Source organism: Oceaniferula flava, from assembly GCF_016811075.1.
GTDB lineage: Bacteria > Verrucomicrobiota > Verrucomicrobiia > Verrucomicrobiales > Akkermansiaceae > Oceaniferula > Oceaniferula flava.
The window spans coordinates 495,281-519,049 of the sequence record NZ_JAFBGL010000002.1 but is presented as its reverse complement, the minus strand read 5'-3'; the positions used below and the strand labels follow the sequence as shown (position 1 = coordinate 519,049).

Genomic DNA, 23,769 nt, shown 5'->3' with positions numbered 1-23,769 from the left:
TCTGATGTTTGATACTATTGTTCATAAGGTGGTAGCATTCTACAGAAACCGTTGGCTCGGCCTCGACTACCTTCTCATTCAATCTTCGCTACGGGGAGCCTAGCCGCTTTGGCGATCGTAGAGGTCGCGATACAGTCCGCTGCTATCGTAGATCTCTGCGTGTGCGCCATCGGCCACGATCTTCCCTTGATCGAAGACCAAAATACGGTCGGCGATCTTGATGGTGCTGAAGCGGTGCGCAATGATGAAGGTGGTGCGCCCTTTGACCAGCTCCTCCAGCGCCTGCTGGATCTTCGCCTCGCTCTCGCTATCGAGTGCCGAGGTGGCTTCGTCCAGGATCAGGATGGGGGCATTCTTCAGGAAGGCGCGGGCGATGGCAATGCGTTGACGCTGGCCGCCGGAGAGACGGGTGCCTTTTTCCCCGACCATGGTCTGATAGGAATCGTCCAGCGTCTTCTCGATGAAATCGTGTGCATGTGCCTTTTTCGCGGCTTCGATCACCTCCAGATCGCTCGCCTCAGGATTACCGATGCGGATATTTTCCAGCACCGTGGCATTGAACAGGACGGGCTGCTGGGAGACGACGGCAATGGCACTTCTCAGGTCGCTCTTGCGCACGGCGCGGACGTCATGACCATCGACGTAGACGCAGCCCTCGTTGACATCGTAGAAACGCGGAATCAAGCTGGCGAAGGTGCTCTTGCCGGCACCGCTGGGTCCGACCAGAGCCACCACCTGACCGGAAGGGATTTCCAAATCGACGCCGTCCAGCGCGAGTTGGTCCTCGTAGGCGAATTGAATGTTCTCGAAGCGGATGCGTCCGCTGACGTTCTCGAAGGGCACAGGCTTCTCAGCCTCGGGCAGTTCGTCTTCGTAGTGCAGCAGGTATTCGATCCTGTCCAGCGATGCGTTCCCCCGCTGAATCTTGGTGTGGATTTTACCCAGTCGCTTGATCGGATCGTAACACATGTAGAGTGCCATCAGCAGCGGCATCATGTCGGATTCAAAATCCAAGCCGGCGCGACCGGCGTAGACGATGGCCACGGCGACGCCACAGGCGGAAACGAACTCAATGGTCGGCCCTAACATTTTGTCATACTTCACCACCTTCATCCGCGCCTTGAACAGGCGGATCACTTGGTTTTGGAAGGTGCTCACAATACCGCCCTGCATGTTGTACGAACGGATTTCCATCGGCGCCTGCAAGCCATCGGTCACCGAGGCCGTAAGATCACCAGTTTGCTCCTGCACGGACTTCGCCTTCTTGAACAGCTTCTTTCCGATCAACTGGATCGGCATGACGCAGAGCGGAATGGTTGCCAGACAGATGTAGAGGAAGAAGAACTCGCTCTTCTGGGACGACATGTAGATCAGGAAGCCAAGCGCTCCCAGCATCTGCATCGGCTGAATGATGATATCGTTGGAAATCTCCACCAAGGCCATCCGCATCATCTGGGTGTCCCCCATCAGGCGGCTTAGCAGGTCGCCACTTTTATGTTTTTGGAAAAACTTCAGCGGCAGCTTTTGCAAGCGGGAAAAGACATCCACCTGAATGAACTCCAGCACTCGCAGGCCACAGTATTGGATCAGGTAGTTGTTGATAAACTGGCTGAGGCCGCGGACGAAAAATACCGCCGGCATGATCAGCGCCACCATGAGCAGCTCCATCAGAGGCACCTCGTCACCGCGTCCGAAGACTTCGGGAAGCACCTTTTTCATCATCCACGGCAGACCGGCCCCTGAGGCCGCTCCGAAGATGGCGCCGGCGATCAAGGCGGCGATGAAATGCCACCTGACGCGCAGGAGGTATTTGTAGTAGGGCAAAAAGCGCTTCATAGATTTTCTGGAAAGTGCCGAAACTACAAGGAATCACTGCGGTGGCAGCCCAAGTCGCTCTGGCGTCAGAATCTTTACCCGAGATAACGAGAACACACAAGCTATGTCCTCCCCATCGGGACGCAAAAACGACGGCACGAATGCCGTCGTTTTCAAAAATCAATAACGATGAAGTCGTCGAGTTAGATCAACCCGGCCTTCTTCAGCGTGGCGAATGCGCCGTTTTTGTTGATGGTCTTGATCGCCTTGGCGCTCAATTTGACTTTCACAGTGCGACCCAGTTCTGGAACGTAGATGCGCTTGGTGTGCAGGTTGGGAGAAACGGTGCGTTTCACGACCTTGGTGACGTGACGTCCGATACCACCCTTCTTCTTCGCGAGACCGGAACGGTGAATTCTACCACCGACACGGACACGGGAACCTCTGATACTGCATACTCTGGCCATTGTTCTAAAAAGTTAAGTCTGAAAATTAATTGCTGATACATCGCGGCAACACAGTAATGCGCTGCTTGTGGGCGGGGAGAAATACACTCCAGCGACTATCAGTCAAGGGTATTCGCGACAATTTCTGCTTCTAAAGCCTCAGACGACCGCTTTTTCCGCGCCATCAGCCTGGGAAGCACCCAGCGAATCATCACCCAGAAGCCGACCAGCGTGCCTAAAATATCAGCCAGCCAGTCGTAATTGTCATTGCCGGTTCGGCCGGGAGTAAATGTCTGATGATACTCGTCCAAGCGACCAACCACGGTGCCAACGAGCACAACGCAGAGGAATACTCGCCAAGGAAAGCGTGATGTCCACGGTCGGCGCAAGGCCAAATACCCCGTGAGCAGTCCACCGCCGCCGAAGAAATAGCCGAAGTGGGCAATCTTATCCAAATGGGGAATTTCCGGCCCCTCTTTCGGTCCCGGGTTTCCTGCCGAGAGGAACCACAGCGTCACCAGCCAGGCGACATACAGGCACAAATAAGCCGCGGACTTCCGAGGAAGCCACGCGGCTGAAAAGTCGATCACCATGGAAAATGGATTTCGCATCGGTGATCTTGTGAATGTTCGATGAGGGTTCGCGGATTAGGCGAGACCTTCGAGGGTGGATTTCAACTGATCCAGAGTGACATTGGCACCTGTGATGGTTTCCTTCACTTCACCATCCTTGAAGAACAGGAGGCAAGGGATGGAACGCACACCATACTTGGCGGCCAGCGCTTGATTGGTGTCAACTTCCACTTTACCGACGTTGGCGGTGCCTTCGACAGCCTCAGCCAGTTGATCGATGAGCGGAGAGATCATTTTACAAGGACCACACCATTCTGCCCAAAAGTCCACAAGCACAGGTTTGTCTGATTTCAGAACCTCGGCTTCAAAGTTAGCTTCATTATATGCATTTGCCATGGGCGGACTATGTACGCGCTATCGAGTACGTCAAGAGCCGCCCATGGTAAAAAATCCATGGACGGCTCGTTAATTTGATGGCAGGTGGCGAACGGGAACTCAGCTCCTCAGTCAGCCACGCATCAGTCGGTCAGTTTTCCAATTGGGAAACTAGGACATGGTGCCGGTTGAAAATGCCAACCAAGCCACGAGACCTCCGATGATGAGCAGGATGATTTGTAATACCATTGTCGTAAATTGTGAGTTTGTTTTTTAGGTGATGGGAAGGATCGGGAATTGCGGCCGATTACTCAAAGAGTTTACCCCATTCTCCGTTCACCCAAACGCTGGCGGTAGCAAGCTGGACACCGAGCACGATCAGGGCTGCGACGAGAGCCACGACAGAAAGTCCGGCTGCTGCGCCTTCGCCACTTGTTTCATCTGAGTCGTCGTCATCTGCGGTGCGGATGGTTGCGGCTTGTGATGGAGTTGCTGGCGTCCCCATAGGCTGGGTCTGCTGCAGTTGAACGGTTGCTTTCGGCAGAGGCTGGCTCTGGCCTGCTGCTGCACCACCCACGAGAGGCACGGTGCCAGGGCCACTGGCGCTACCTGGAGTGTTAAGTTTGACAGTAGGAGCCGGTGCTGGGACAGCAGGCTTGGTTCCTGCTGCGCCTGGAGTATTCAGAGGCACGGTAGGAGCCGGTGCCGGTGGCTTGGGTGCGCCAGCACCAGGTGTTTTCAAAGGAATAGTAGGAGCTGGTGCAGGAGGCTTGGGTGCGCTCGGTGCAGGAGCCTTGGGCGCGCTAGGCGCTGGAGGAGCGGGTGCTTTGTTATCCCCTGGAGTGGACTTGAGGGTAACACGCACGGTTTCCTTACGAAGAGGGACCGCTGAGGTTTTCTTTGATGGCTTCTGGTCTTGTTCGTCGCTCATAAGATCTTAGTTGGTTGTATAGGTAGGTGTGGTGTGTTGTTGACGGCGTCGCTGCATCGTCGATTGATTTGGTGCTGCTGAGATAGAATCGTTAGAGGAAACCAAGTGCTCAGACACGGCGACAAAAATGTGGTTTTATTTTTAGCAATAAAGCCTTTGCCAAGGGCTCATGTCAAACACACAGGTCATTTTTTTTCACAGCCCAGTCCGGTGACAGGTCGGGATCCCCCGCCGCACGGGTCATGTTTATCAGCTCAGCGTCATATTTCCTGATTGAGTGTTAAGCGATTGTCCACCGCCAGTTCTGCGCGCATTCTAGGACATCACTATGAAAGACAATAGTAACTCACGCAGAAAATTTCTCAAGACTCTGGGAGGTGTCGGAGCCGGCCTCACCGCTGCCCGCACCTTTGCAGGTCCACAGGAAACCGGCAGCCCGACCCGCTTGGAAGGCGCTCAGTATATGGGAGGATTTGTCGCTCCGAAATTAAAAACGGTCAAGGTCGCCATCATCGGCTGTGGTGCTCGTGGCCGCACGCATTACTCCCAGCTCTCCGCTTTTGAAGGGACCGAATTTGTCGGTATTTGCGATCTCTACCCAGACTTGGCCGAGAAGGCGAAAAAGAAGGTGCTGGCCAACGGCAAAGGCAAACGCCACCAGCAGGTGAAGCTCTACAGCGGGGACCAACATGCCTACAAAAAGATGCTCGCCGAGACCAAGCCGGACCTCGTTTACGTCGTCACCCCTTGGGAATGGCATGCCCCCATGGCCATTGATGCCATGAATGCCGGCGCTCACGTCTGTGTGGAAGTGCCGCTGACCACCTCCATCGCCGAATGCTGGGATGTCGTCAACACCTCGGAAAAAACCAAGAAACACTGCATGATGCTCGAAAACGTGAACTACGGTCGCGATGAGCTGATGTTCCTCAACATGTGCCGCCAAAATCTCTTTGGTGAGCTACTGCACGCCGAGGCCGCCTACATCCACGAACTGCGAGGGCAGATGAACCACGTCGATAACGGACGCGGCACCGGCAGCTGGCGCACCTACCACTGGGCAAAGAAAAGCGGCAACCTCTACCCGACTCACGGACTCGGACCGGTGGCACAGTATATGAACATCGCGCGCACTGACGACACCTTCAACCGCATCGTCTCCTTCTCATCCCAGGCACGCAACCACCAGCTCTGGGTGGACAAGCACGCCAAAGCGGACAGCAAGCTCAAGAAGATCGAGTTTGCCGGTGGCGACATCAACACCTCAATTATCAAGACACACCTCGGCCGCACGATCATGGTGCAGTGGGACGAGAGCAGCCCACGTCCATACTCCCGACACAACTTGATCCAGGGAACCAAGGGCACGGGTGCCGGATTCCCCACACGCGTTGCACTCGAGGGCGGAGTCCCCGGCGGGGCCAAAAACCACCACAGCTGGGCGACCGGCGACGGGCTGAAAGAAATGTATGAAAAATACGATCACCCGCTCTACAAGCGCATGGTGGAAGTCGCCAAAGAACACGGCGGTCACGGCGGCATGGACGCCATGATGAACTTCCGCGTGATCGAATGCCTTCGCGAGGGCCAACCGCTCGACCAGAATGTCTACGAAGGCGCTCTGTGGTCCGCAGTGACCCCACTGAGCATCAAGTCGGTGAAGGAAGACGGCATGCCCCAGGTCTTCCCTGATTTCACCCGCGGCCAGTGGCAGTCCACCAAGCCACTGCCGATCGTCAGCTAGACGATCTCACGGCTACCATTTGCAAAGCGGCAATCCGGAAACGGTTTGCCGCTTTTTTCTTAGGCTAAGACTCCTCCAGCACGATCCGATAGAACCAACGGCGCTGCGCCGAAGCGCCGGGAGGAAGATCGCTGTCTTGATGCAGGAAGGCTGTGCGTGCTGCTGCGCCGGGAACTCCCGTGGCGACGACGTCCGACCAATCGACCAAATCCATCGAGCGTTCCACTCGGTAACTAGCTCCGACTTCCGAGTTCCACACCAACACAAGCGACGAGGTGCCCGGCTCCGAGGTGAGCGCTGCGAGCACCCGGAAGGCACTCGGCTGAATCTTCTCCACCTTGATTTGGTTCAAGGTCAGCTCTACCGCGGTCGTGCCCATCTGGACACTGCTGAGATGTCGGTCGTTGGTGCCCAGGGTATCGTAGAAATTCGCAGGCAGTCCAGAGGCGAGCCAGGTATTCGCGTTGGTGAAAGTCGTTGGAGTTCCGGCTGTATCATTCAGCCCGGTGAGCGAATAGGCGTAGCCGCTGGGAGTGATATCCAAGGTCGCGACGAAGCCATCCAACAACGAACTTTGTTGCAAATCCGCCCCGAGATCCAAAATAGTGCCTGCCGGAGAGTCGCCATCATTTCTCACCAGGGAGAAGCCATTGACACTGCCGGTCTGACTTTTACCGAAAAAGACCAGCCCCAGGTTGTTGGCACTGCGGTAGAAGCCTGTTCCGGTTGAGAACCCGAGGAACAGGCCATTGGCCTCCGGCTTATCCGATACCGCAGCAACCTCCCAGCTCAACCTAACACCATTGTCAGCTCCGGCAAAATCGATCGCCGTCAGGCTCGCAGCCCCCACATTGCCGCTGCCACCACTGCCAGTGTTGATCTTGAGCTGGTTGTTCGCCTCCAGCAAGGTCCCTCCAGATGCCACGGTGTTGGAAACAAGCTGCACCCCTCCGTGATCGCCCTCATCGGCAGTGGCCACGTTGCCATTTTCAAAAGCATCCACAATCAGGCTCTGCGCCAGACGGCCGGCCGGATCTGGCAGGCTTTGCTCATCGTTGAAATCCGTGCCAAACGCACTTTCCACGAGATCATCCATCCCATCGCCATCGGTATCGCTTTTTGCCGGATCGCTTTCGCCGGCATCGACTAGACCATTCTGGTTAGCATCCTCCAGCCCGTCTGGACGGAGGTCGCCATCGGAGTCAGCCTTGGTGGGATCGGTGCCGAGATTGAACTCCTGCAGGTTGGTCAGCCCATCGCCGTCCGGCCCGTCGATGTTGGCATCGTTGGGGTCATCCTTATCGAGCCCATAGAGGTTTTCAAAACCGTTGTTCATGCCGTCGTTATCGTCATCCTCCAAATCCGGATGCGGCGCGCTGCGGTCGTTGTCACGGATCGCATCGAGCTTCGCATGCAGGTCGGTGACAATGGCGGTTTCCGTCGATAGCTGGTCCTGGGCAAAAACCTCGCCAGGGTTGGCATAGAGGTCGTAGAGGCGCTGCGGTGTGTCATCGGTTCTGGTATCGCTCCCCTCGCCTGCGGCTCCACTGAAGCCACCCGAACCAGTGCCGAAGATCAGTTTCCATTTCCCTTCTCGGATCGCAAACACTCCATCGAGACTGTGATGCACGATTGGTCCACGAATGGGGCTGGTGAAAGCTTCTCCGAGCAACACTTTTTTGACCGAATAGGAATCGGCACCCGCGTCAAGAGTGTATCCCTCATCCACAATATCGGCGATGGTGGCAAACAGATCCGTCATACAGACTGACTCATCCGAGACAGAGGCGGCGGTGATGTGACCAGGCCACTTGGCAATAAAAGGAACGCGATGCCCTGCCTCATGGATGTCCCCTTTTTGCCCCCGCCATTTAAGATTCAGGTTCATATCATGACCAGATGACGCTTCGTCGAAATGCTTAGAGTCAGCCCCGTTGTCACTGGTGAAAATAATCAGGCTGTTATCGCTGATCGAGTCCGCGGTGTTGCCATCCCCATTGGGGTCTTCCAGATGCGCGATGATGTTGCCCACATGGGTATCGATCTGATTCACGTAGGCGATGTATATTTCCTCCGGTGTCATGCCCGTCGTGTCAATATCCGGCACCCACGGCGCGTGCGGTGCAGGCAGAGGATGATAGATGAAAAATGGCTGACTGCTGTGGTTTGCCACGTGATCGGTGATGTAATCGCTCAGCTTGACTTCCAGCCGACCCATCAATTTCTCGAAATCAAAACCGGGCGCAATTTTACCCGAGCGGATAAAGCGCGGTGAAGGGCTCGCTGGCTGAGTCGGCCAGGTGCTGTAGTCCGGACTGTCGGTATCATCAGCCATGTTCACTAGATTTCCGTCATCCACGATGCAGTAAGGAATATGATCAAGGGAAGCAGGCAGGCCATACCAGTAATCGAAACCCACATCATTGGTGCCGAGCTGGCGTTGGGCATCGGTGCTGGTTTGGTAAATACTGGTCAGGCCGTCATTCTCCGTCATCCCCAGGTGCCATTTGCCGATGTTCGCGGTGCGGTAATTTTTGCGCTTCAGCAGCTTGGGAATGGTATCGCGATCCGCGGCGATGAGGCGTCGACTCGATCCATTGAGCACACCGGATTTCAAGCGTGTTCTCCACGCGTAACGCCCGGTGAGCAGGCCATAGCGCGTGGGAGTGCAGACCGCCGAGTTGGTATGAAAATCGGTCAGACTCATGCCCGCGCCAGCCAGAGCATCGAGGTGAGGAGTGCTCGTCTGAGCGTTGGGGTTATACGATTGAATGTCACCATAACCAAGATCATCGACCAGGATCACAATGATGTTTGGTGTTTCAGCCTGTGCGGCGGCGGTGAGACCAAGGCATGCGATCCATGGTAAAAGACGTTTCATAATTAGGGGGTAGGGTTGGAATGAATCAGTTGGAATGCCTGATTCGGAAGAACAGCTTACCATCGTCCGCTGTGGATGGCGAGGCGCGAACGGCGATATCATCGAAACGGATACCGTGCGACTCCTCAGCACTCAGGTAAAGATAGTAGGTGAAGGTCACGTCCTCGCTGGTGGTGAAATCAGGCAGATCAACGGTGACCTCTGTCACGTTCACATTCCCCGCTGCCGGCGAGTAATCAACCAGCGCGTCTTGCTCGGCACCGGTGCCGATGCGATAAGTGATGTCGACTTTCGCCGTCGATTCAAACTGATTGGCATAGAAAACAAGTTGATCATAGGTGATCTCCTGACCGGTGCCTGAGATCGTGAATGAGAAGTAGTCCCCCGCGGTGATTGCAGCTTGTCGACTGGCCTCGGTGCAGCCGGCAAGGTTGAAACCATTGTTCCCCGAGCTTGAGGGCGAGAAGATCCCGTTATTGATGATTCTCAAATTCGCCCCTCCGCCCGTGAGGCCGCCCCCTTGGCTGAGACGGGAAGCCTGGGTGTCGGGCTCTGAATCCACCGAATCATAGGACGCGGTGTCGAAATCACCACCCGTCGCCCCCTCAGCACCGTAGAAGGCGATGGTTTCCGAGAAAACAGACTGGCCTGTCCAGCTGCCGACCGCACTGTCTGCGGTGACTTGTGCCACTTCGGTCCAACTTCCCGGCTCCAAAGTGGTGGAGCTTTCCACGATGTAGGTGGCTCCGGACTTCGCCGGCCATTCGAGGGTGTAGTCGCCCTCTTCTTCAGCCACGATGGAACTCACTTTGAAAAAGCTGTTGCCGTCAAGCGGAGCCGTCCCCATGGCGATCTCGGTGCCGTCTTCCGAGCCGTCATGATCGCTGTCCGCATTGTTCGGGTCGGTGCCTAGCGTGGCTTCCTCCGTGTCCAAGAGACCATCTTGATCGCTGTCGTTGGTCAGCAGAGTTTTCATCGCTTGAAAATGCCCCAGACCGAGTTCCACCTGCCCGACACCAGTGAAGTGGATGGCGTCGCCACGCATGGGAAACTTGGCGTCGTCGTCGGTGTTGACGGTGGTCACATTGGGCAGGTTTGCTGCAACATTGTCCTGGGCGCCACGCACGGTGGCAAAGCCCGCATTGCCGGTGATCGAACTCTGATTATCGGAGAGCTTGCCAATGACAAAGGGCCGGGACAATCCGCCAAAAATATCGGCACGCACCCGATTGACCAGTGAAGTCAGATTGGCCTCGTAGTTATTCGCATGGGTCGTGCTGGTGCAGTCCGCCTCCCCCTGCTGCCAGAGAAAACCCCTCAAGGTGTAGGTATGCCCAGCATCTCTGAGCGCCGTGGTGGCTGCTGCTACCGTGGCCAGAAGTGATGCGTAGCGATCACCTGAGGCACTCCAGTTGGTGTGCAGATTGGTGCCTCCGTGACAGTATTTCAAGATGGCAATATTCTCCCCCGGATACTCGTCCGCCATGGCATCGCCGAAGCTAACTTCAGGGCCCATTTCCGGAGAATTCTCGGGGCTCACCGTGCCGTGACCACTGCCCGGGGCGAGGTCGATCCACTCATTCTCCGGTAATACCTGATTCGTCGCCGTTTGGGTTTTATGATAGTAGAACCGGACATCGCTCTGCGCCGTTTTGTAAAATTCAAACTGGGGATGACTGGTGCCGGTGCCAAAGTCGGCAGCCCACCCACGACCATTGCCATTCGACTGCCCTGCCAGGATGTAGACATCATAATGCGTGGATCCTGATGAGGCTGCGATTGTATCGAGAGCCACATCAAAGCCATCAGTGCCGATGCGCATACCGGATAAATTAGAGCCTGTTTGAGCACTAATTGACAGCGTCCCGGTATAATCCCCCGTCAAGAGATCGAAGGTCTGGTCATCGCTCAGACCAGCGATTGCGCCGCTCGCTCCGCTTGAGGTTGTTTGCGACTGTGTAGCACTTCGAGCATTGGAATCCCAATCATAGGTCACACTTCCATTCGAAGATCCGGCACGGTAAGTATCAATATTATTGAAATTGAAATTCACCGCCTGAAGCGTCTTTCCTACTGGTAACCCTGTGGCGGAAACGTAACTCACGGTAAGAGTGAATACCTCGTTCTCTTCGAAGGAAGTATTGGCACTTGCACCGGTATCATTCCCGTTTATCGAGTCGATCCCCAATCGTCCAGAGCCCGTAACTGCCTGTATATCGAAGGAGGGGTTCCCCAAGGTGTTTGGCGATTCGCTGGCGGTAAATTGAAAATTGAGCGTCACGGAGACACCATTGCTATCCGTAAAGGTCTGGTTAAAATTTTCTGACGTTTTGGCCTCAATCGTGAGCACTTTGGCATTGTCCAAAGATGACGTGATCGCTCCCTGAGAGGCAAACAGCCCCATGGCGGACGCGGCGATTATGAAGATGGGTTTTTTCATCGTTATTGTGTGTTGTAACTATCCAAGAAAAGACTCAGGGCTACAGGTAGAATTGAACAAAAAACCCGCTCTCTACGAAGAGAGCGGGCTTGAATTTTTAAAAGATGGGTTTCGCGACGCAATTACTTGCGGCGACGCAGGATCAAAGCAAGTCCGCCAAGGCCGAGAAGTGCTGCGGAGGATGGCTCAGGAACAACGGCTGTGAGTTCGAGTTGTGCAATGGGGCTGTATTGGTTTGTTCCATCTACAGTAATGACTAGTTCACCACCTGTAGATTTCAATCCATTGAAACTTACGTAACCGTCTGGAGCTATTCCGCTAGATAATACAGTATTACCACCAGCCGTCCAATTTACCTCGAAGTTCTGAGGATTAGCCTGTGTATCAGCTCTTGTAGATCCAACGACCAGATCATAAGCCAGAGAATCATCCAGGTTATTGAAAGTGAGGGTCAAAGAAGTAGGATTACCGGAGGCTCCATTAGAAGTATTAGCAATAATTCCGTCTGCATAGATGGTAGCATCAGTGGTGTTTCCTCCGTTACCGGCTACATAATTTATGTTATCCTGTGAAGAGCCGTCCAAGGTAAAGCTCACTCCTGTAGCGGCGCCATCAGACAGACGAATCAAATCAGCGACATCACCTGTATTCGTAGCATGCGTGCTGTGGTTGTAATTTGCTGTGGTTGTGGTCGTGGCTCCGAAGTCAATGGCAATGATATCACCTAATACCACAGCCGCATTGGCTGTGGCAGCTAGCGAAGCGATGGACGTTAACATGACGGCTGTCGTTTTCAGTTTCATATCGTGTGTGTGGGTTTAATGAACAATAGCTTCTGAGGATCAAAAAATATTGTGTTGATGGACAAAGTAACGACAAGATTTTGCGAACGCAATCTAAAAGAACATAATTGTTCGATAAATCATCAAAATTACACTGGATCGAGGAAAAGTCTTCACTCCCAGCTCCGCATCAATTCCCCGTCTTGAGTGATTCAACGCCATGGGCATAAAATGCCTTGATCTCCTTGGCGGTCAGAGCTCGATTAAAAACGGACAGCTGATGCAGGAGGCCCTCGAAATGATTATCTTTCACCACATAGGCCTCCCCAACCCCCACATACCAAACATCAGTCACCCAATCCAAGCTCTTCATATGAATGTGATTGGTGCCACCGTTCACCCCCCGGTAATCTGAAACCTTTTCGCCATTCAAGTAGACGCGAAACCAAGCTTTCGGACCTCGCTCACCGTCCGCCAGTGTATCATGACGACAGAAAAAGGTCAGATTCACCCATTCCCCCGTAGGCACAGCTTCGGAGGCCTGGACAAAGGCATTTCCATAACTTGCAAAGCTAGGAAAATAACCTGGCGACGGATGCAAGGGAATGCCTTCGTTCCCAGATAGAAGCAGAGCCTGTTCGCCATATTTAACATACTTGCCTGCAAATCTCTGGGACCCTCCGTTCCACACTCCATTTCGATCGCCCTTCATGATCAACCCACCTCCGTCTGAGTCGGCATCGAGTTTCAACCAAAGTGAAACTGTAAAATCATCCCGACTGAAATCCATCCCAGGAGCACGAAATAAAACGTAATCATCCCGACCATCAAAACGCAGCACCTCGCCCTTATCCGGATCGCTATCCCACTTTGCCCCCTGAATACGCCCGTGACATTCATGACCTGACCAATCAGCAACGATTGTCCCGCGGCCACGTTCAAATTTCCAGTGAGCGACCAACCCATCTACCCGAACAGGAATGATCGGTTGATCCTCGGGCCAAGGCGTCAGCTGGATCAACGCGGTAAACAACAGCACGGTGAAAGTTCCACCTACCACCAGCCAACGAAGCCTTGCCCCCAAGGGTGTGCGCCAACGATCCACTGAAGTCAGAGCAAGTAGACGCTCCTGCAGAAATCGATCACGTCCGGGACTCATGGCCACGAGAAGCTCCGAGTAATCGACCGCCGAATACCCGGCCAGGATCACAGCATCATCACACGCTTTTTCAGTCTCAACATAACCTCGCCTGGATAAAAACCAGATCAAGGGGTGAAACCAAAATACCACCTGAAGCCATATCATCGGTAATTGCCGGACGACATCACGCCGCCTCAGATGGGCAAACTCATGCACGAGCACCATCTCTAGAGCCTCTCGACTCCCACTCAACAAGCGTTCAGGGATAACAACAACAGGTCGTATCAATCCACCAGCGAAGGGAGCGTGGCATTTTTCACTGACAAGCACCACAGGAGCCGGGGTGATATTGAGCTTTTCTGCTGATAGGTTGATCGCTTGCAGTCCCCCCTCCCCCTCAGGTATTCGAGCTGCCGTGAGGATCTGAAGACTCTTGAAGTAGAGCCAGAGATGCCTACCTATAGAAACCAACACCCCACCCAACCAGATCCAGAAAACAACAATCACCCCAATGGGAAGGCCAACATCCTCCTGCTCATTCGTGGCTACAGCTGGAGGAGCCTCTAGCTTTCGGAATGCGGCGTCCTTCTGAAGCGCTTCATTCAGCACTTCGTTTTCTTCCGAAAACGCATGCAAACCATCCAAGGCTGGAATCGTCCAATGAAACACAGGAAATGATGATCGCAATAAAGGCGCGACTATTAACAAAAGAGCCGCGCCCCATAAAATCGCACTGCGTGCCGACGCTGAGTTCCCCTTACTGACGACCAGAACACCAAGAACGAGCAGAGCCGGAATAATAATACCGAGAGCTGCTTGGACGAGCCATGAATAGATAGGTTCCATTGAAGATGAGTCATGATGTCAGGGTCCCATCAGACATAAACACCTAATCACTAAATTTCACAGCTAGGCATTATCGGGCAACCACCGATTTCCTTCAATCCTTATTGCGCTTCCTGATCTCCGTCAGAGCATCCTCAATCGCATCCAGCTCTTTATCGGAATACTTTGACGCGTCGGTATCCAATAGCTTGGAGATGCCTAGTGATGGCGAACCTTTAAAAAAGCTGCTCAGCACGTCACGCAAGGCCTTGATACCCGTATCCAGACTCGACTCCACAGGGCTGTAGATTTTTTTCCGACCATCCTTATGCATTCTCACCACGCCCTTTTTATACAGGATCCCCATCAAACGTCGTGCACCAGCCTCAGTTGCAGGTGGATCGAGCCGCTCCTGTAGTTGCTGCACACTCATCTCTCCCACCTCATGGATGAGAAACATAGCTTGTCGCTCCCGCATGGATAATTGGGACAAATCTGGTCGGGCCGCCATGTTTTCATTTTAAAGCTAACATAACTGTCCGTAAAGAATGAAGTCACCACATACAAAAAGGAAGGGCGCCTGGCGGTATCACTACCACCAGACGCCCAGCCCTTTTTCGTCGTTATGTTCTCCTGAGGAGAAGTTGTTTCCTGTTGCCGGCCATGGTGGTCGGCAGAAATAGATGACTCGATCGTGCCCCGACTAGTTTTTCGGCACGTAGAGTTCGGATCCTTTGGCGAGCATGGTGCTCTTGCTCAGGCTCAGGCCGTTCAGGGCATTCAGCTGTGTGGTGCTGGCACCGTATTTGCTGGCGAACTGACCGTAAGTCATCTGATCGTGCACCGTGATGGTGCGGATCGCTGGCTCAGGTGCCTTGGAGCTCACGGGTGTGCTGGCTGGCTTTCTTGATGGAGCTGGCTTGGACGACTTGGCTTTGGGAGCCGACTTGTGACTGGCTACCGCCTGACGGCTCGGCGCAGCTTTGGCATTGCCGTCGATTTTCAGCTGCTGGCCCACACGCAGGCTGGTCGGGCTCACCTTGGGGTTGGCAGCGATCAGCGACTGAGTGCTCACCTTGTGCTTGCGAGCAATGGAATAGAAGGTCTCACCACGTTGCACCACGTGTTTGCCGGAAGCTGCAGGAGCCTTGCTGGCAATGGCTTGGTGATTTTGTGGACGGGGGGCGTGACTCGTCGTAGCGCCGGGGATGCGCAGTTTTTGCCCGATGCTGATGTTGTCCGAGCGGAGATTGTTGGCTTTTTTCAGCGTGGCCACACTGGTGTTGTGACGCTTGGCGATGCGGCTGAGGATATCACCTTTAACCACGATGTATTCGCCCGACTTGGCCGCGGGAGCGGCCTTTTCAGGAGCGACGGCACGTTCACCGGTCGTGCCGGATCGCAAAGATCTGAGCTCGCGCTCAAGAAGATCGATTCGACGCTCGGTGGAGCTGACTCTGGAACGCAGAGCTTCGAGTTCACTCTGTCCTTGGGCCAAAAGGGAAGCGGCCGGAAGAGCAATCATGGTGGAGATTAGGGCGATGGTTTTCATAACAGCCCCATTATTCTAAAAACTTTTATTTTGACAAGCGAAAGTTTAAGAAAACTTAACAATTCGCTAAACCAAATCACTTAAAAGACTGACTATTAGCGACTTTTCAAGCCAAACCACGTTCAAAATTTATTTTAGTATTTTCACAACTTGTGACTTTTCAAGCCCCCCTGCGCCCTCTCAAATAGCGCATATGGAAATCAAGACAAGCGATTACGAGAAACTGGGTTCATTCTATCTGGGCCGCAGTTATGATCTGAAAAAAAGCCAGCTGGAAGAAGATCTGGTGCTGTATGATTCCAAGGATCTCGTCACCCACGGTGTGGTGCTGGGCATGACCGGTTCAGGAAAAACCGGCCTCTGCCTTTCCATCCTGGAGGAAGCGGCGATGGACAACGTGCCGGCCATCATCATCGACCCCAAAGGCGACATTGCAAACCTGATGCTGACCTTCCCAGATTTCCAAGGTTCCGATTTCCGCCCCTGGATCAATGAGGACGACGCGGCAAAAAAAGGAACCAGTCCGGATGAGTATGCGGAGAAAACGGCCAAGATGTGGAAGGAGGGCATCGGCTCCTGGGGGCAGTCGCCCGAGCGCGTGCAGCAGTTCAAGGACAAGTGCGATATCAACATCTTCACTCCCGGCAGCAAGGCCGGCATCCCCGTGTCCATTCTCAGCTCGCTGGAGTGCCCGCCATTCGAGGTGATGGACGATGGCGAACTGCTCGGCGACCGCATCGAGAGCACTGTCAGCTCGCTGCTCTCCCTGGTGGGGGTGGATGCCGACCCGATTCAAAGCCCTGAAGCTGTCTTGTTAGGCACCCTGTTCGGCCATTGCTGGCAGGCTGGGCAAGACCTCTCACTGGAATCGTTGATCCGTCATTTGCAAAAGCCACCCTTCGATAAGGTGGGGGTCATCGATATCAATTCCTTCATGAATGCCAAGGAGCGGCAGAAGCTCGCCCTCAAGTTCAACTCCCTGCTCGCCTCCCCTGGCTTCTCCACCTGGATGGAAGGCCCGGCACTGGACATTGCCAAGATGATGCATACGCCGGAGGGCAAACCGCGCATCTCGATTTTCTCCATCGCCCACCTCAGCGACTCCGAGCGCATGTTCTTCGTCAGCCTGTTGCTGAACCAGATGTTAGGGTGGATGCGCTCGCAGAGCGGCACCACCAGCCTGCGCGCCATGCTCTACATGGATGAGATCTACGGCTTCCTGCCACCCTCGGCAAATCCACCGAGTAAAAAACCGATGATGACCATGCTGAAACAGGGTCGGGCGTTCGGTCTCGGCTGTCTGTTAGCCACCCAGAACCCGGTGGATCTGGATTACAAGGCGCTGTCTAACATCGGAACCTGGTGGCTGGGTCGACTGCAAACCGAGCGAGACAAGGCGCGTGTGTTAGACGGCCTGGAAGGAGCCGCCGCTTCACAAGAAGGAGGCTTCAACCGTAGCCGCATGGAGGAGCTGCTGGCCGGTCTCGGCTCGCGTGTTTTCCTGATGAACAACGTGCACGAAGACGCCCCCGAGGTGTTCCACGTCCGCTGGGTGATGAGTTACCTCTGTGGACCTCTGACACGCACCAAGATCAAGCAGTTGATGGATCCCAAGCGTGACCAATTTCCTGCTGCCAAAGATCAGCAAAAGACCGCCCCGCAATCGTCCAACCCGATGGCCATGCCCAGCGCCTCCTCGCAGAGCGGAGCCAGCGAACGTCCAGTGGTCGGCACCGGCGTCACCGAGTACTTTGTCCCCTTCGCCGGAGAAGCCGATGACATCACTTACAAACCGGCCTTGCTCAGGGAGGCGAGTGTGCATTTCTCCTCGTCCAAATGTGATATCGACGACTCCCGCCTGATGCGCTTCACCAATGCCATCAGCGAAAAAGGGATCGACTGGGATCACGACGCCGGCTGCACCCACCCTGTCAAATCACTGAAGTCCAAACCCCGCCAAGGCTGCAACTTCGGTGAGCTCCCCGGCTTTGCCATGAACAAGGATAACTACAAGCAGGTGGAGAAGGACTTCGCCGATCACATCTACCGCAATGAACGGGTGAAAATTTTCTACTGTCCCCTGTTTAAGAGCTACTCAAAGTTAGGCGAGAGTGAAGGCGAGTTCCGTGGTCGTCTCGCTACGCAGGCGCGTGAAGTCCGTGACGAAGCAGTGGAAAAAATGCGCGATAAATACGAGGCCAAGATTAAAACCAAGGAAGGCCAAGTCGACCGCGCAGAGAACAGCCTCGCCAAGGAAGAAGCGGAAGCCAGCAGTGCCACCTGGGACATCGGAGCCAAAGTCATCGGAGGTCTGTTAGGCAGTCTTTTCGGAGGTCGCAGGAGCAGTTCATCCAGCAGTGCGGTAACCAGCGCCGGCCGCGCTTACAAACAACGCCGCGATGTCAAAATCGCCGAGAAAAAGATCGCTGATCTCGAGGAGGACATCGCCGAACTCGAAGCCGAGCTCAACGAGGAAATCGGTGAGCTCGATGAGCAGTTCAACCCCGCCACGGTGAAACTCGAAAATGAGGTGATCAAACCTTACAAAAAAGACATCGATGTCCGCACCGTCGCGCTACTCTGGCTCCCCTACGATCAGGACGGTCAGAAAGCTTGGTAAAGCCCGTCTCTCACCGAGCTCCCCCCTAACAAAAAATCCACCGCCCATGAACGGGACGGTGGATTGGGGGTTTTAGTAGGGGGTTTAGAACTCGTAGCTCACACCAGCGTAGATCGAGCGAGGGAATGCCGGGCCGTAGATGTAGCCGGGGTCACGGTAGGCACCGGAGGGTAAATCGTCCTGAAAATCATTGAGCAGATTCTTGATGCCCAGACTCAAGGTCAGTGAGTCATCGTTTGCCAATTGGATTTCCTTGCGCAAGCCAATGTCGACGTTGAAGAACCAGTCGCTCCGTTCCAGGCTCTGGTCCACCAAGCTGCCGTCGCTGGCAAATTGCTGACGCGGAACATCCATCGGACCGGTGAGTTTGAGGTTCATGTAGGTGTCACACCAGCTTCCCCTGTGGGTGAAGCGAAGCTGCCCCATCGATTCCGGCGAGCGCGTGTATCGATCGGTGAAAATCGCATCGATCCCTCCGTCCGCTTCAAACACCTCAAAGGGATCATCGTGGCGGGCACGTTGTTCGACCCAGGAGAACTGCACATCCCAGTTGTCCGCAAAGTAGCCGAGGTTGAACTCGAGCCCGTAGACCGCGGAGTCGCTGCCATTTTCGCGCAGCTGGACACCAGCACCACCGGAGTCAGGGCCACCGACCACAAAGGTATCGCTGAGACTGGTGTGGAAAACGCTGGTCTCAACCCGCCACTGGTCATTGATCTGCCACTCTGGTGAGATCGAGAAGGTCAGGGATTTTTCCTCATCGAGATCGGACGCATTCCGTATCGCCTGGACATCACCACCGACGACACTGATGTGAAGGTCTTCGTCGAATACTTCCGGAGCACGGAAACCGGTCGAAACAGCACCTCGGATTCGGAGGTCTTGGTTGTGTGTGTAGAGCACCGATCCGCGAGGCGAGAACACCGGCTGATCCAAGTTCGAGTGGAAGTCCATTCGCCCGCCGTATTCGAAGGTCCACAATTCGTTCGGCGTGTAGCGGTGCTGGGCAAGAATGCCGACATCGGAAAACGAATCCGTGAGTGGTGTGGCACTCGCCGCCGTGTCTTCGATTTTCTCGTAGCGGTATTGCGCGCCGTAGGTGAAACGGTTCTGATCGTGCACCTGATGGATCGCCAGGGCATTGATGAAGTGCAGCTGGTCCAAGGTTTCGCCATAACCGGTGTCGCCCGTGCTACTTCCGGGGGCCCAGAATGGGGTGCCGTTTGGATGGTAACCATCGGGCGTATTAAAGGCACCGAGTCCGCCGTAGTAACTGTCGCGGTCGGTTTGGGAAAAGGAGTAAGCCAAGGTGCCAGCCCAGTTTTCGTTGAGTTGACCGTCCCACTTCACCGTGGCAACCTGACGCATGGAAAACAGCTCCTCCGCTATGATGTTTGTGTCCGGGCTGCGCTCAAATGCCGCTCCGGCGTCACCACCACGACGCTCTTCATCCGTCAACATGTAGTCGAAACTCAAGGTTTGGTCATCCGCCGGCTGCCAGACCAGACGCAAGCCGGCTGCGTGCAGCCGACGCTCGGAAATGTCCGTGAAACCGTCGCCATTGAGATCCACGGGCTGGAGGTAATCGTGATTGTAGTAAATCGTCGCCTTGAAACTGGCATCCTCATTGACGTAATCATGCAGCAACATAGCAGAGTAGGATGGCCCCCGACCAAAGGAGTTCCCTTCGGTGAAATTGCTCATCTGTCCTCGTAAGATGGTGCCGCTTTCATTCGGGTCACGGGGCAGAAGGTTGATCACCCCTGCCACCGCATTCGGGCCATACAACACCGACCCGCCACCTTTGACCACCTCAATGCCACCAATCAATCCGGCCGGGATCTGCTCGATGCCATAGACACCGGCTAGCCCTGTAAAGTTCGGTAATCCATCGCTGAGGATGCCGATGTATTGTTGGGGCATGCCAAGCATCTGAATCTGCTGCGTGTTGCAATTGCCACAATCGGTCGCCACCCGGACGCCGGGAGACGCTTCAATGGCTTCCGCAAGATTTCGAGCCGCCGCCTTGGCGATGAGCTCCGCGCTATAGACCTCAGTGCGGACCGGGGCATTTCGCAGTGGCTCGACAAAGTGAGAGCCGGTCACCACCAAGGGCTCCAGCCCCCCGAGGATTTCCTGCGCCTGAGTATGCACGGCCAAATTCAGCCCGGCAACTACCATAGCCGCCGTTGTTCGTTTTCGAGTTCGTTGATGTCTTTTCATAATAGGGTAATGGGTTTGAGTTATAGCTTAGAGGTATATTATTAGCCCCGGATAATTCTCGAGGCTTGTTTGGCAAAAACACAAAAGATGCGCAAGCCTTAAATTAGCCTAAGCTAATTTTTTAAACCCTGAGAAACTACCCAGTTTGAAAAAAGTCTCAGCGCACCAGAGCCACACTGTTGAGAGGCAGCCAGCAGGTATCGCCATTGAGCAGCCGATTGTGATACTATTCCCCTCGCTTTCCTGACACCTCGTCCCCGGGTGACCTGTTTGATGCCAGCACTATTTAGTTTAAGAACGAGCTCATCAAACCTTTATGAAAAGACATCAAGATCCTTACTCGTCTGGCCGTCCTACAATCGAGACGATCAGAAAAATTGGTAGAAATCAGCCCGCTCCCCCCCTTAAAAATCATCACTTCTTTAATCATAATAATGAGCCATTTAACTACCTGCCAATCTTTTTTTTAAACTCTCGACACTGACCATGGGAGACTCCAATAATTTGCCCAACATCATGTTTACGAACAAAAAAGTTCTACTGGTAGGCTGGGATTCTGCAGACTGGAAAATTATCAATACCCTGCTCGAAGAAGGAGGAATGAACGGCATCCGTAGTCTTATGGATGGTGGCACTTATGGTAATTTAGCGACCTTGGAACCCCAGCTTTCGCCCATGCTGTGGGCCTCCATTGCCACTGGTAAAATGGCCTATCATCATGGTGTGCAGGGCTTTACCGAGGTCGATCCAGTGAGTGGTCAGATCGTCCCCGTCTCCGCGGCTACCCGCAAATGCAAAACCCTCTGGGAAATGTTGGGGGAGAAGGATCTTCGCTCTCATGTAGTCTCTTGGTTTGCCACCCAGGGCGAGCAAAACCTTAATGGCAAAATGGTCTCTAATATGTTCGGCCATCTCAAGGGCTCGACTGCTGATCAAGAGCCTGCCGATTGGCCTGCACCCATGCCCGGCACCTACTGGCCTGAGGATCTCGCGGAGACGATGAACGAGCTGCGCGTCAGTCCCCACGAGATTGACGAGGAGATGCTAAAGCCCTTTATCCCAGACGCTCACAAGATCGATCAATCTCGCGACAAGCGCCTCAACAGTCTGCGCGAACACCTCGCCGAAGCTTACTCGGTTCACTCTGCGGCTACTCACGTCATGGAAACCGATCCGGAGTGGGAATTCATGGCCGTCTACTACCGGGCCATCGACGAGATCTCTCATCACTTCATGCACTACCATCCTCCTCAGATGGAAGGCATTCCCGACGAGGACTTCGAGATTTATCAGCACGTCGTTAAGAGCACGTATCGCGCACACGACATGATGTTGCAACGCCTACTCCAGCTCGCCGGACCGGAGACCACCGTCATCCTCGTTTCCGACCACGGCTTTCACTCAGACCACTTGCGCCCGAAGTTCACTCCCCGCATCCCTGCGGGCATCACCGTATGGCACCGCGAGCAGGGCGTTCTTTTGGCAAAAGGCCCGGGGATCAAATCCCAACAAGAAATCCACGGCGCACGCCTCCTCGATATCGCTCCCACGATCCTCCACCACTTCGATCTCCCCTGCGGAGATGACATGGAAGGCCGTGTCCTCAACGAACTCTTCGAACAGCAGCGCCCCATTCAAAGCATCCCCACCTGGGAAGATCCCAATGGCATCCAGCAGCAGCGTGGCTCCCTCAGCAAGCAAGAAAGTGAAGCCCTGCTTCAACAATTCGTCGACCTTGGATACATTGACGAAGTTTCCTCCGACCCCACTGAAGCCGCGGCCGAGACCAATCGCGAGAACAAGTGGAACATGGCCCGCGCCTTTCTCTACAGCGGTAAATACGAAGGAGCCCTTCCGCTCTTGGAAGACTGCTTCAATGCCTCGCCGGAACGCACCGACTACTCTCAAACCCTTGCCAAGTGCCAACTCTCCCTCGGCCTCACCACCGAGGCGGAGGAAACTCTGGAAATCTGCCTCGAAGCCTTTGGTAAAAATATTGCCGCACTGATCCTACAGGGCCATATCGAACTTGAGAAAGGTCATCCCGAATCCGCCCTCAAGCACCTCGAAGCTGCCCTCGCCCAGGCTCCGGAGGAAGTTCCCGTTCTTGAGCTGATGTGTCGTGCTTACATTGCTTTAGAGCAGGTTGAAAAAGCCAGCGAACTATCCGATACCCTTTTCCGATTAGATCCTAACAACATCCAGGCCCACTTCACCCGCGCCCGCTGCCAACTCATCCAAAAAGACTACAGCGCTGCCGCAGAAACCGCCCTCGCCGCTATCAGCCTTCAGTTTGCCTCCCCCCGTGCCCACACCATCCTGGGAACCGCCCTTCTTGCACTGAACGATCTCGAGGGAGCAGAACACGCCTTCGTAAACACCCTGACACTCGACGCAGACCACCCTGTCGCCACTCGATCCCTCATCACCGTTTACCAACGGCAGGGTAACACAGAAAAAGCCCAAACGCTCGAAGCCAACGCAGTCCGCATCAAAATCAAACAAGCCTCCGAATACAAAAAACACCTCCAATCCCTCCGTCACGGCATCGCCGCCCGCGCCAAAGAACGCCACGCAGAACGTAAGGCTCTGCGGGCAGCAGCCGCCAAAAAAGCAGCCGAGGAAGCCGCCAGTGAGCCATGCTCCTTCACCATCGTCTCAGGCCTGCCGCGCTCCGGCACCTCGCTGATGATGCAGATGCTCCGCGCTGCCGGCATGGAACTCATGCACGATGGCAAGCGCCACGCCGATGAAGACAACCTCGAAGGATACTGGGAATGGGAAGAAATCAAATCGCTCAAAAAAAATCCCCGTCTCATCGAGCAAGCCAATGGCAAGGCCATCAAAGTCATCTCCGCCCTCATCCCTCAACTCCCTCCCCGCCACCACTACCGCATCATCTTCATGAAGCGCCCGGTCGAGGAGGTCGTCGATTCCCAATGGAAAATGCTCGAGCGACAAGGCAGTGCCCCCCGTTCCGATAAACAACACCTCATCCAAACGCAACAAACCCACAAGGACCAAATCCTTACCCGACTACGCCAACGCCAGGATGTGGATCTTCTCGAAATCGACTACCCTGAGCTCGTCGCAAACCCGATGGAGCAAATCCCACGACTCATCGCGTTTCTCGGAGAAGATGTCTCGGCTCCCGAAAAACTCGTGTCAGCCATCCGTCCCGATCTCCATCGAAATAAAGTGGCACCGGCCATGTCCTGAACATCATGTCAAGAAAGGCACTTTCCCTCACCTCAACACCGCGCGACTTCTCCCACTGCTGTTGGTCTGGCCATAGCGGATCACTGAAAGCAACCGACAGGCTCTCCCAGCCCCTACGCTAAGGGCTAAGCCGCTGGATGACATTCTCAACACCAATCTCCCCTCCTCCGATGCACGGAGGAGGGACTATAAAAAAGCAAAAC

Annotated in this window: 15 protein-coding genes; 3 read left to right on the top strand and 12 right to left on the bottom strand. The window is 54.6% G+C overall.

The genetic code is table 11. From position 1 onward, the window contains the following. Nucleotides 1-99 precede the first annotated feature (99 nt). The 5 genes from JO972_RS05225 to JO972_RS05205 form a co-directional block, all read right to left on the bottom strand. Complete coding sequence (locus JO972_RS05225) at nt 100-1,836, bottom strand: ABC transporter ATP-binding protein (protein WP_309488950.1); 1,737 nt, start codon at nt 1,834-1,836, stop codon at nt 100-102. Between the two features lie 182 nt (nt 1,837-2,018). Next, a complete protein-coding gene (gene rpmB / locus JO972_RS05220) occupies nt 2,019-2,282 on the bottom strand; it encodes a 50S ribosomal protein L28 (protein ID WP_309488949.1) in 264 nt (87 codons plus the stop codon). A gap of 98 nt (nt 2,283-2,380) precedes the next feature. Continuing rightward, nucleotides 2,381-2,872, bottom strand: a complete 492-nt coding sequence (locus tag JO972_RS05215) for a VanZ family protein (protein WP_309488948.1) — start codon at nt 2,870-2,872, stop codon at nt 2,381-2,383. Nucleotides 2,873-2,908: 36 nt separating this feature from the next. Continuing rightward, nucleotides 2,909-3,229 carry a thioredoxin gene (gene trxA, locus JO972_RS05210; RefSeq protein WP_309488947.1) on the bottom strand — a complete coding sequence of 107 codons (321 nt, stop codon included), beginning with the start codon at nt 3,227-3,229 and terminating at the stop codon, nt 2,909-2,911. 286 nt (nt 3,230-3,515) lie between these two features. Next, nucleotides 3,516-4,139, bottom strand: coding sequence for a hypothetical protein (locus tag JO972_RS05205; protein WP_309488946.1), 624 nt, complete (start codon nt 4,137-4,139; stop codon nt 3,516-3,518). Between the two features lie 328 nt (nt 4,140-4,467). On the opposite strand from JO972_RS05205, the gene JO972_RS05200 reads away from it, so the two are divergent. Further along, the gene (locus JO972_RS05200) at nt 4,468-5,883 is read left to right on the top strand and encodes a Gfo/Idh/MocA family protein (RefSeq protein ID WP_309488945.1); all 1,416 of its coding nucleotides are present in this window, start codon (nt 4,468-4,470) and stop codon (nt 5,881-5,883) included. A gap of 64 nt (nt 5,884-5,947) precedes the next feature. Here the strand turns inward: JO972_RS05200 and JO972_RS05195 are convergent, their stop codons facing one another. The 6 genes from JO972_RS05195 to JO972_RS05170 all read right to left on the bottom strand — a co-directional run bounded on the left by JO972_RS05195 (nt 5,948) and on the right by JO972_RS05170 (nt 15,504). Next, nucleotides 5,948-8,764, bottom strand: a complete 2,817-nt coding sequence (locus tag JO972_RS05195) for a sulfatase family protein (RefSeq protein ID WP_309488944.1) — start codon at nt 8,762-8,764, stop codon at nt 5,948-5,950. A gap of 25 nt (nt 8,765-8,789) precedes the next feature. Further along, nucleotides 8,790-11,204 carry a sialate O-acetylesterase gene (locus JO972_RS05190; protein WP_309488943.1) on the bottom strand — a complete coding sequence of 805 codons (2,415 nt, stop codon included), beginning with the start codon at nt 11,202-11,204 and terminating at the stop codon, nt 8,790-8,792. A 122-nt stretch (nt 11,205-11,326) separates the two neighbouring features. Further along, on the bottom strand, nt 11,327-12,007 hold the full coding sequence (locus tag JO972_RS05185; protein ID WP_309488942.1) for a PEP-CTERM sorting domain-containing protein: 681 nt from the start codon (nt 12,005-12,007) through the stop codon (nt 11,327-11,329). Between the two features lie 169 nt (nt 12,008-12,176). Further along, nucleotides 12,177-13,973 (bottom strand): M56 family metallopeptidase, encoded by a 1,797-nt coding sequence (locus JO972_RS05180; protein ID WP_309488941.1) that lies wholly within the window; start codon nt 13,971-13,973, stop codon nt 12,177-12,179. A gap of 94 nt (nt 13,974-14,067) precedes the next feature. Then, nucleotides 14,068-14,463 carry a BlaI/MecI/CopY family transcriptional regulator gene (locus JO972_RS05175; protein ID WP_309488940.1) on the bottom strand — a complete coding sequence of 132 codons (396 nt, stop codon included), beginning with the start codon at nt 14,461-14,463 and terminating at the stop codon, nt 14,068-14,070. A 192-nt stretch (nt 14,464-14,655) separates the two neighbouring features. After that, nucleotides 14,656-15,504, bottom strand: coding sequence for a LysM peptidoglycan-binding domain-containing protein (locus JO972_RS05170; RefSeq protein ID WP_309488939.1), 849 nt, complete (start codon nt 15,502-15,504; stop codon nt 14,656-14,658). Nucleotides 15,505-15,697: 193 nt separating this feature from the next. Here JO972_RS05170 and JO972_RS05165 point away from each other — a divergent pair, with 193 nt between their 5' ends. After that, nucleotides 15,698-18,124 (top strand): ATP-binding protein, encoded by a 2,427-nt coding sequence (locus tag JO972_RS05165; RefSeq protein WP_309488938.1) that lies wholly within the window; start codon nt 15,698-15,700, stop codon nt 18,122-18,124. Between the two features lie 84 nt (nt 18,125-18,208). On the opposite strand, the gene JO972_RS05160 is transcribed toward JO972_RS05165, so the two are convergent. Further along, the gene (locus tag JO972_RS05160; protein WP_309488937.1) at nt 18,209-20,347 is read right to left on the bottom strand and encodes a TonB-dependent receptor plug domain-containing protein; all 2,139 of its coding nucleotides are present in this window, start codon (nt 20,345-20,347) and stop codon (nt 18,209-18,211) included. A gap of 516 nt (nt 20,348-20,863) precedes the next feature. On the opposite strand from JO972_RS05160, the gene JO972_RS05155 reads away from it, so the two are divergent. Beyond that, nucleotides 20,864-23,566, top strand: coding sequence for an alkaline phosphatase family protein (locus JO972_RS05155; RefSeq protein WP_309488936.1), 2,703 nt, complete (start codon nt 20,864-20,866; stop codon nt 23,564-23,566). Nucleotides 23,567-23,769 lie beyond the last annotated feature (203 nt).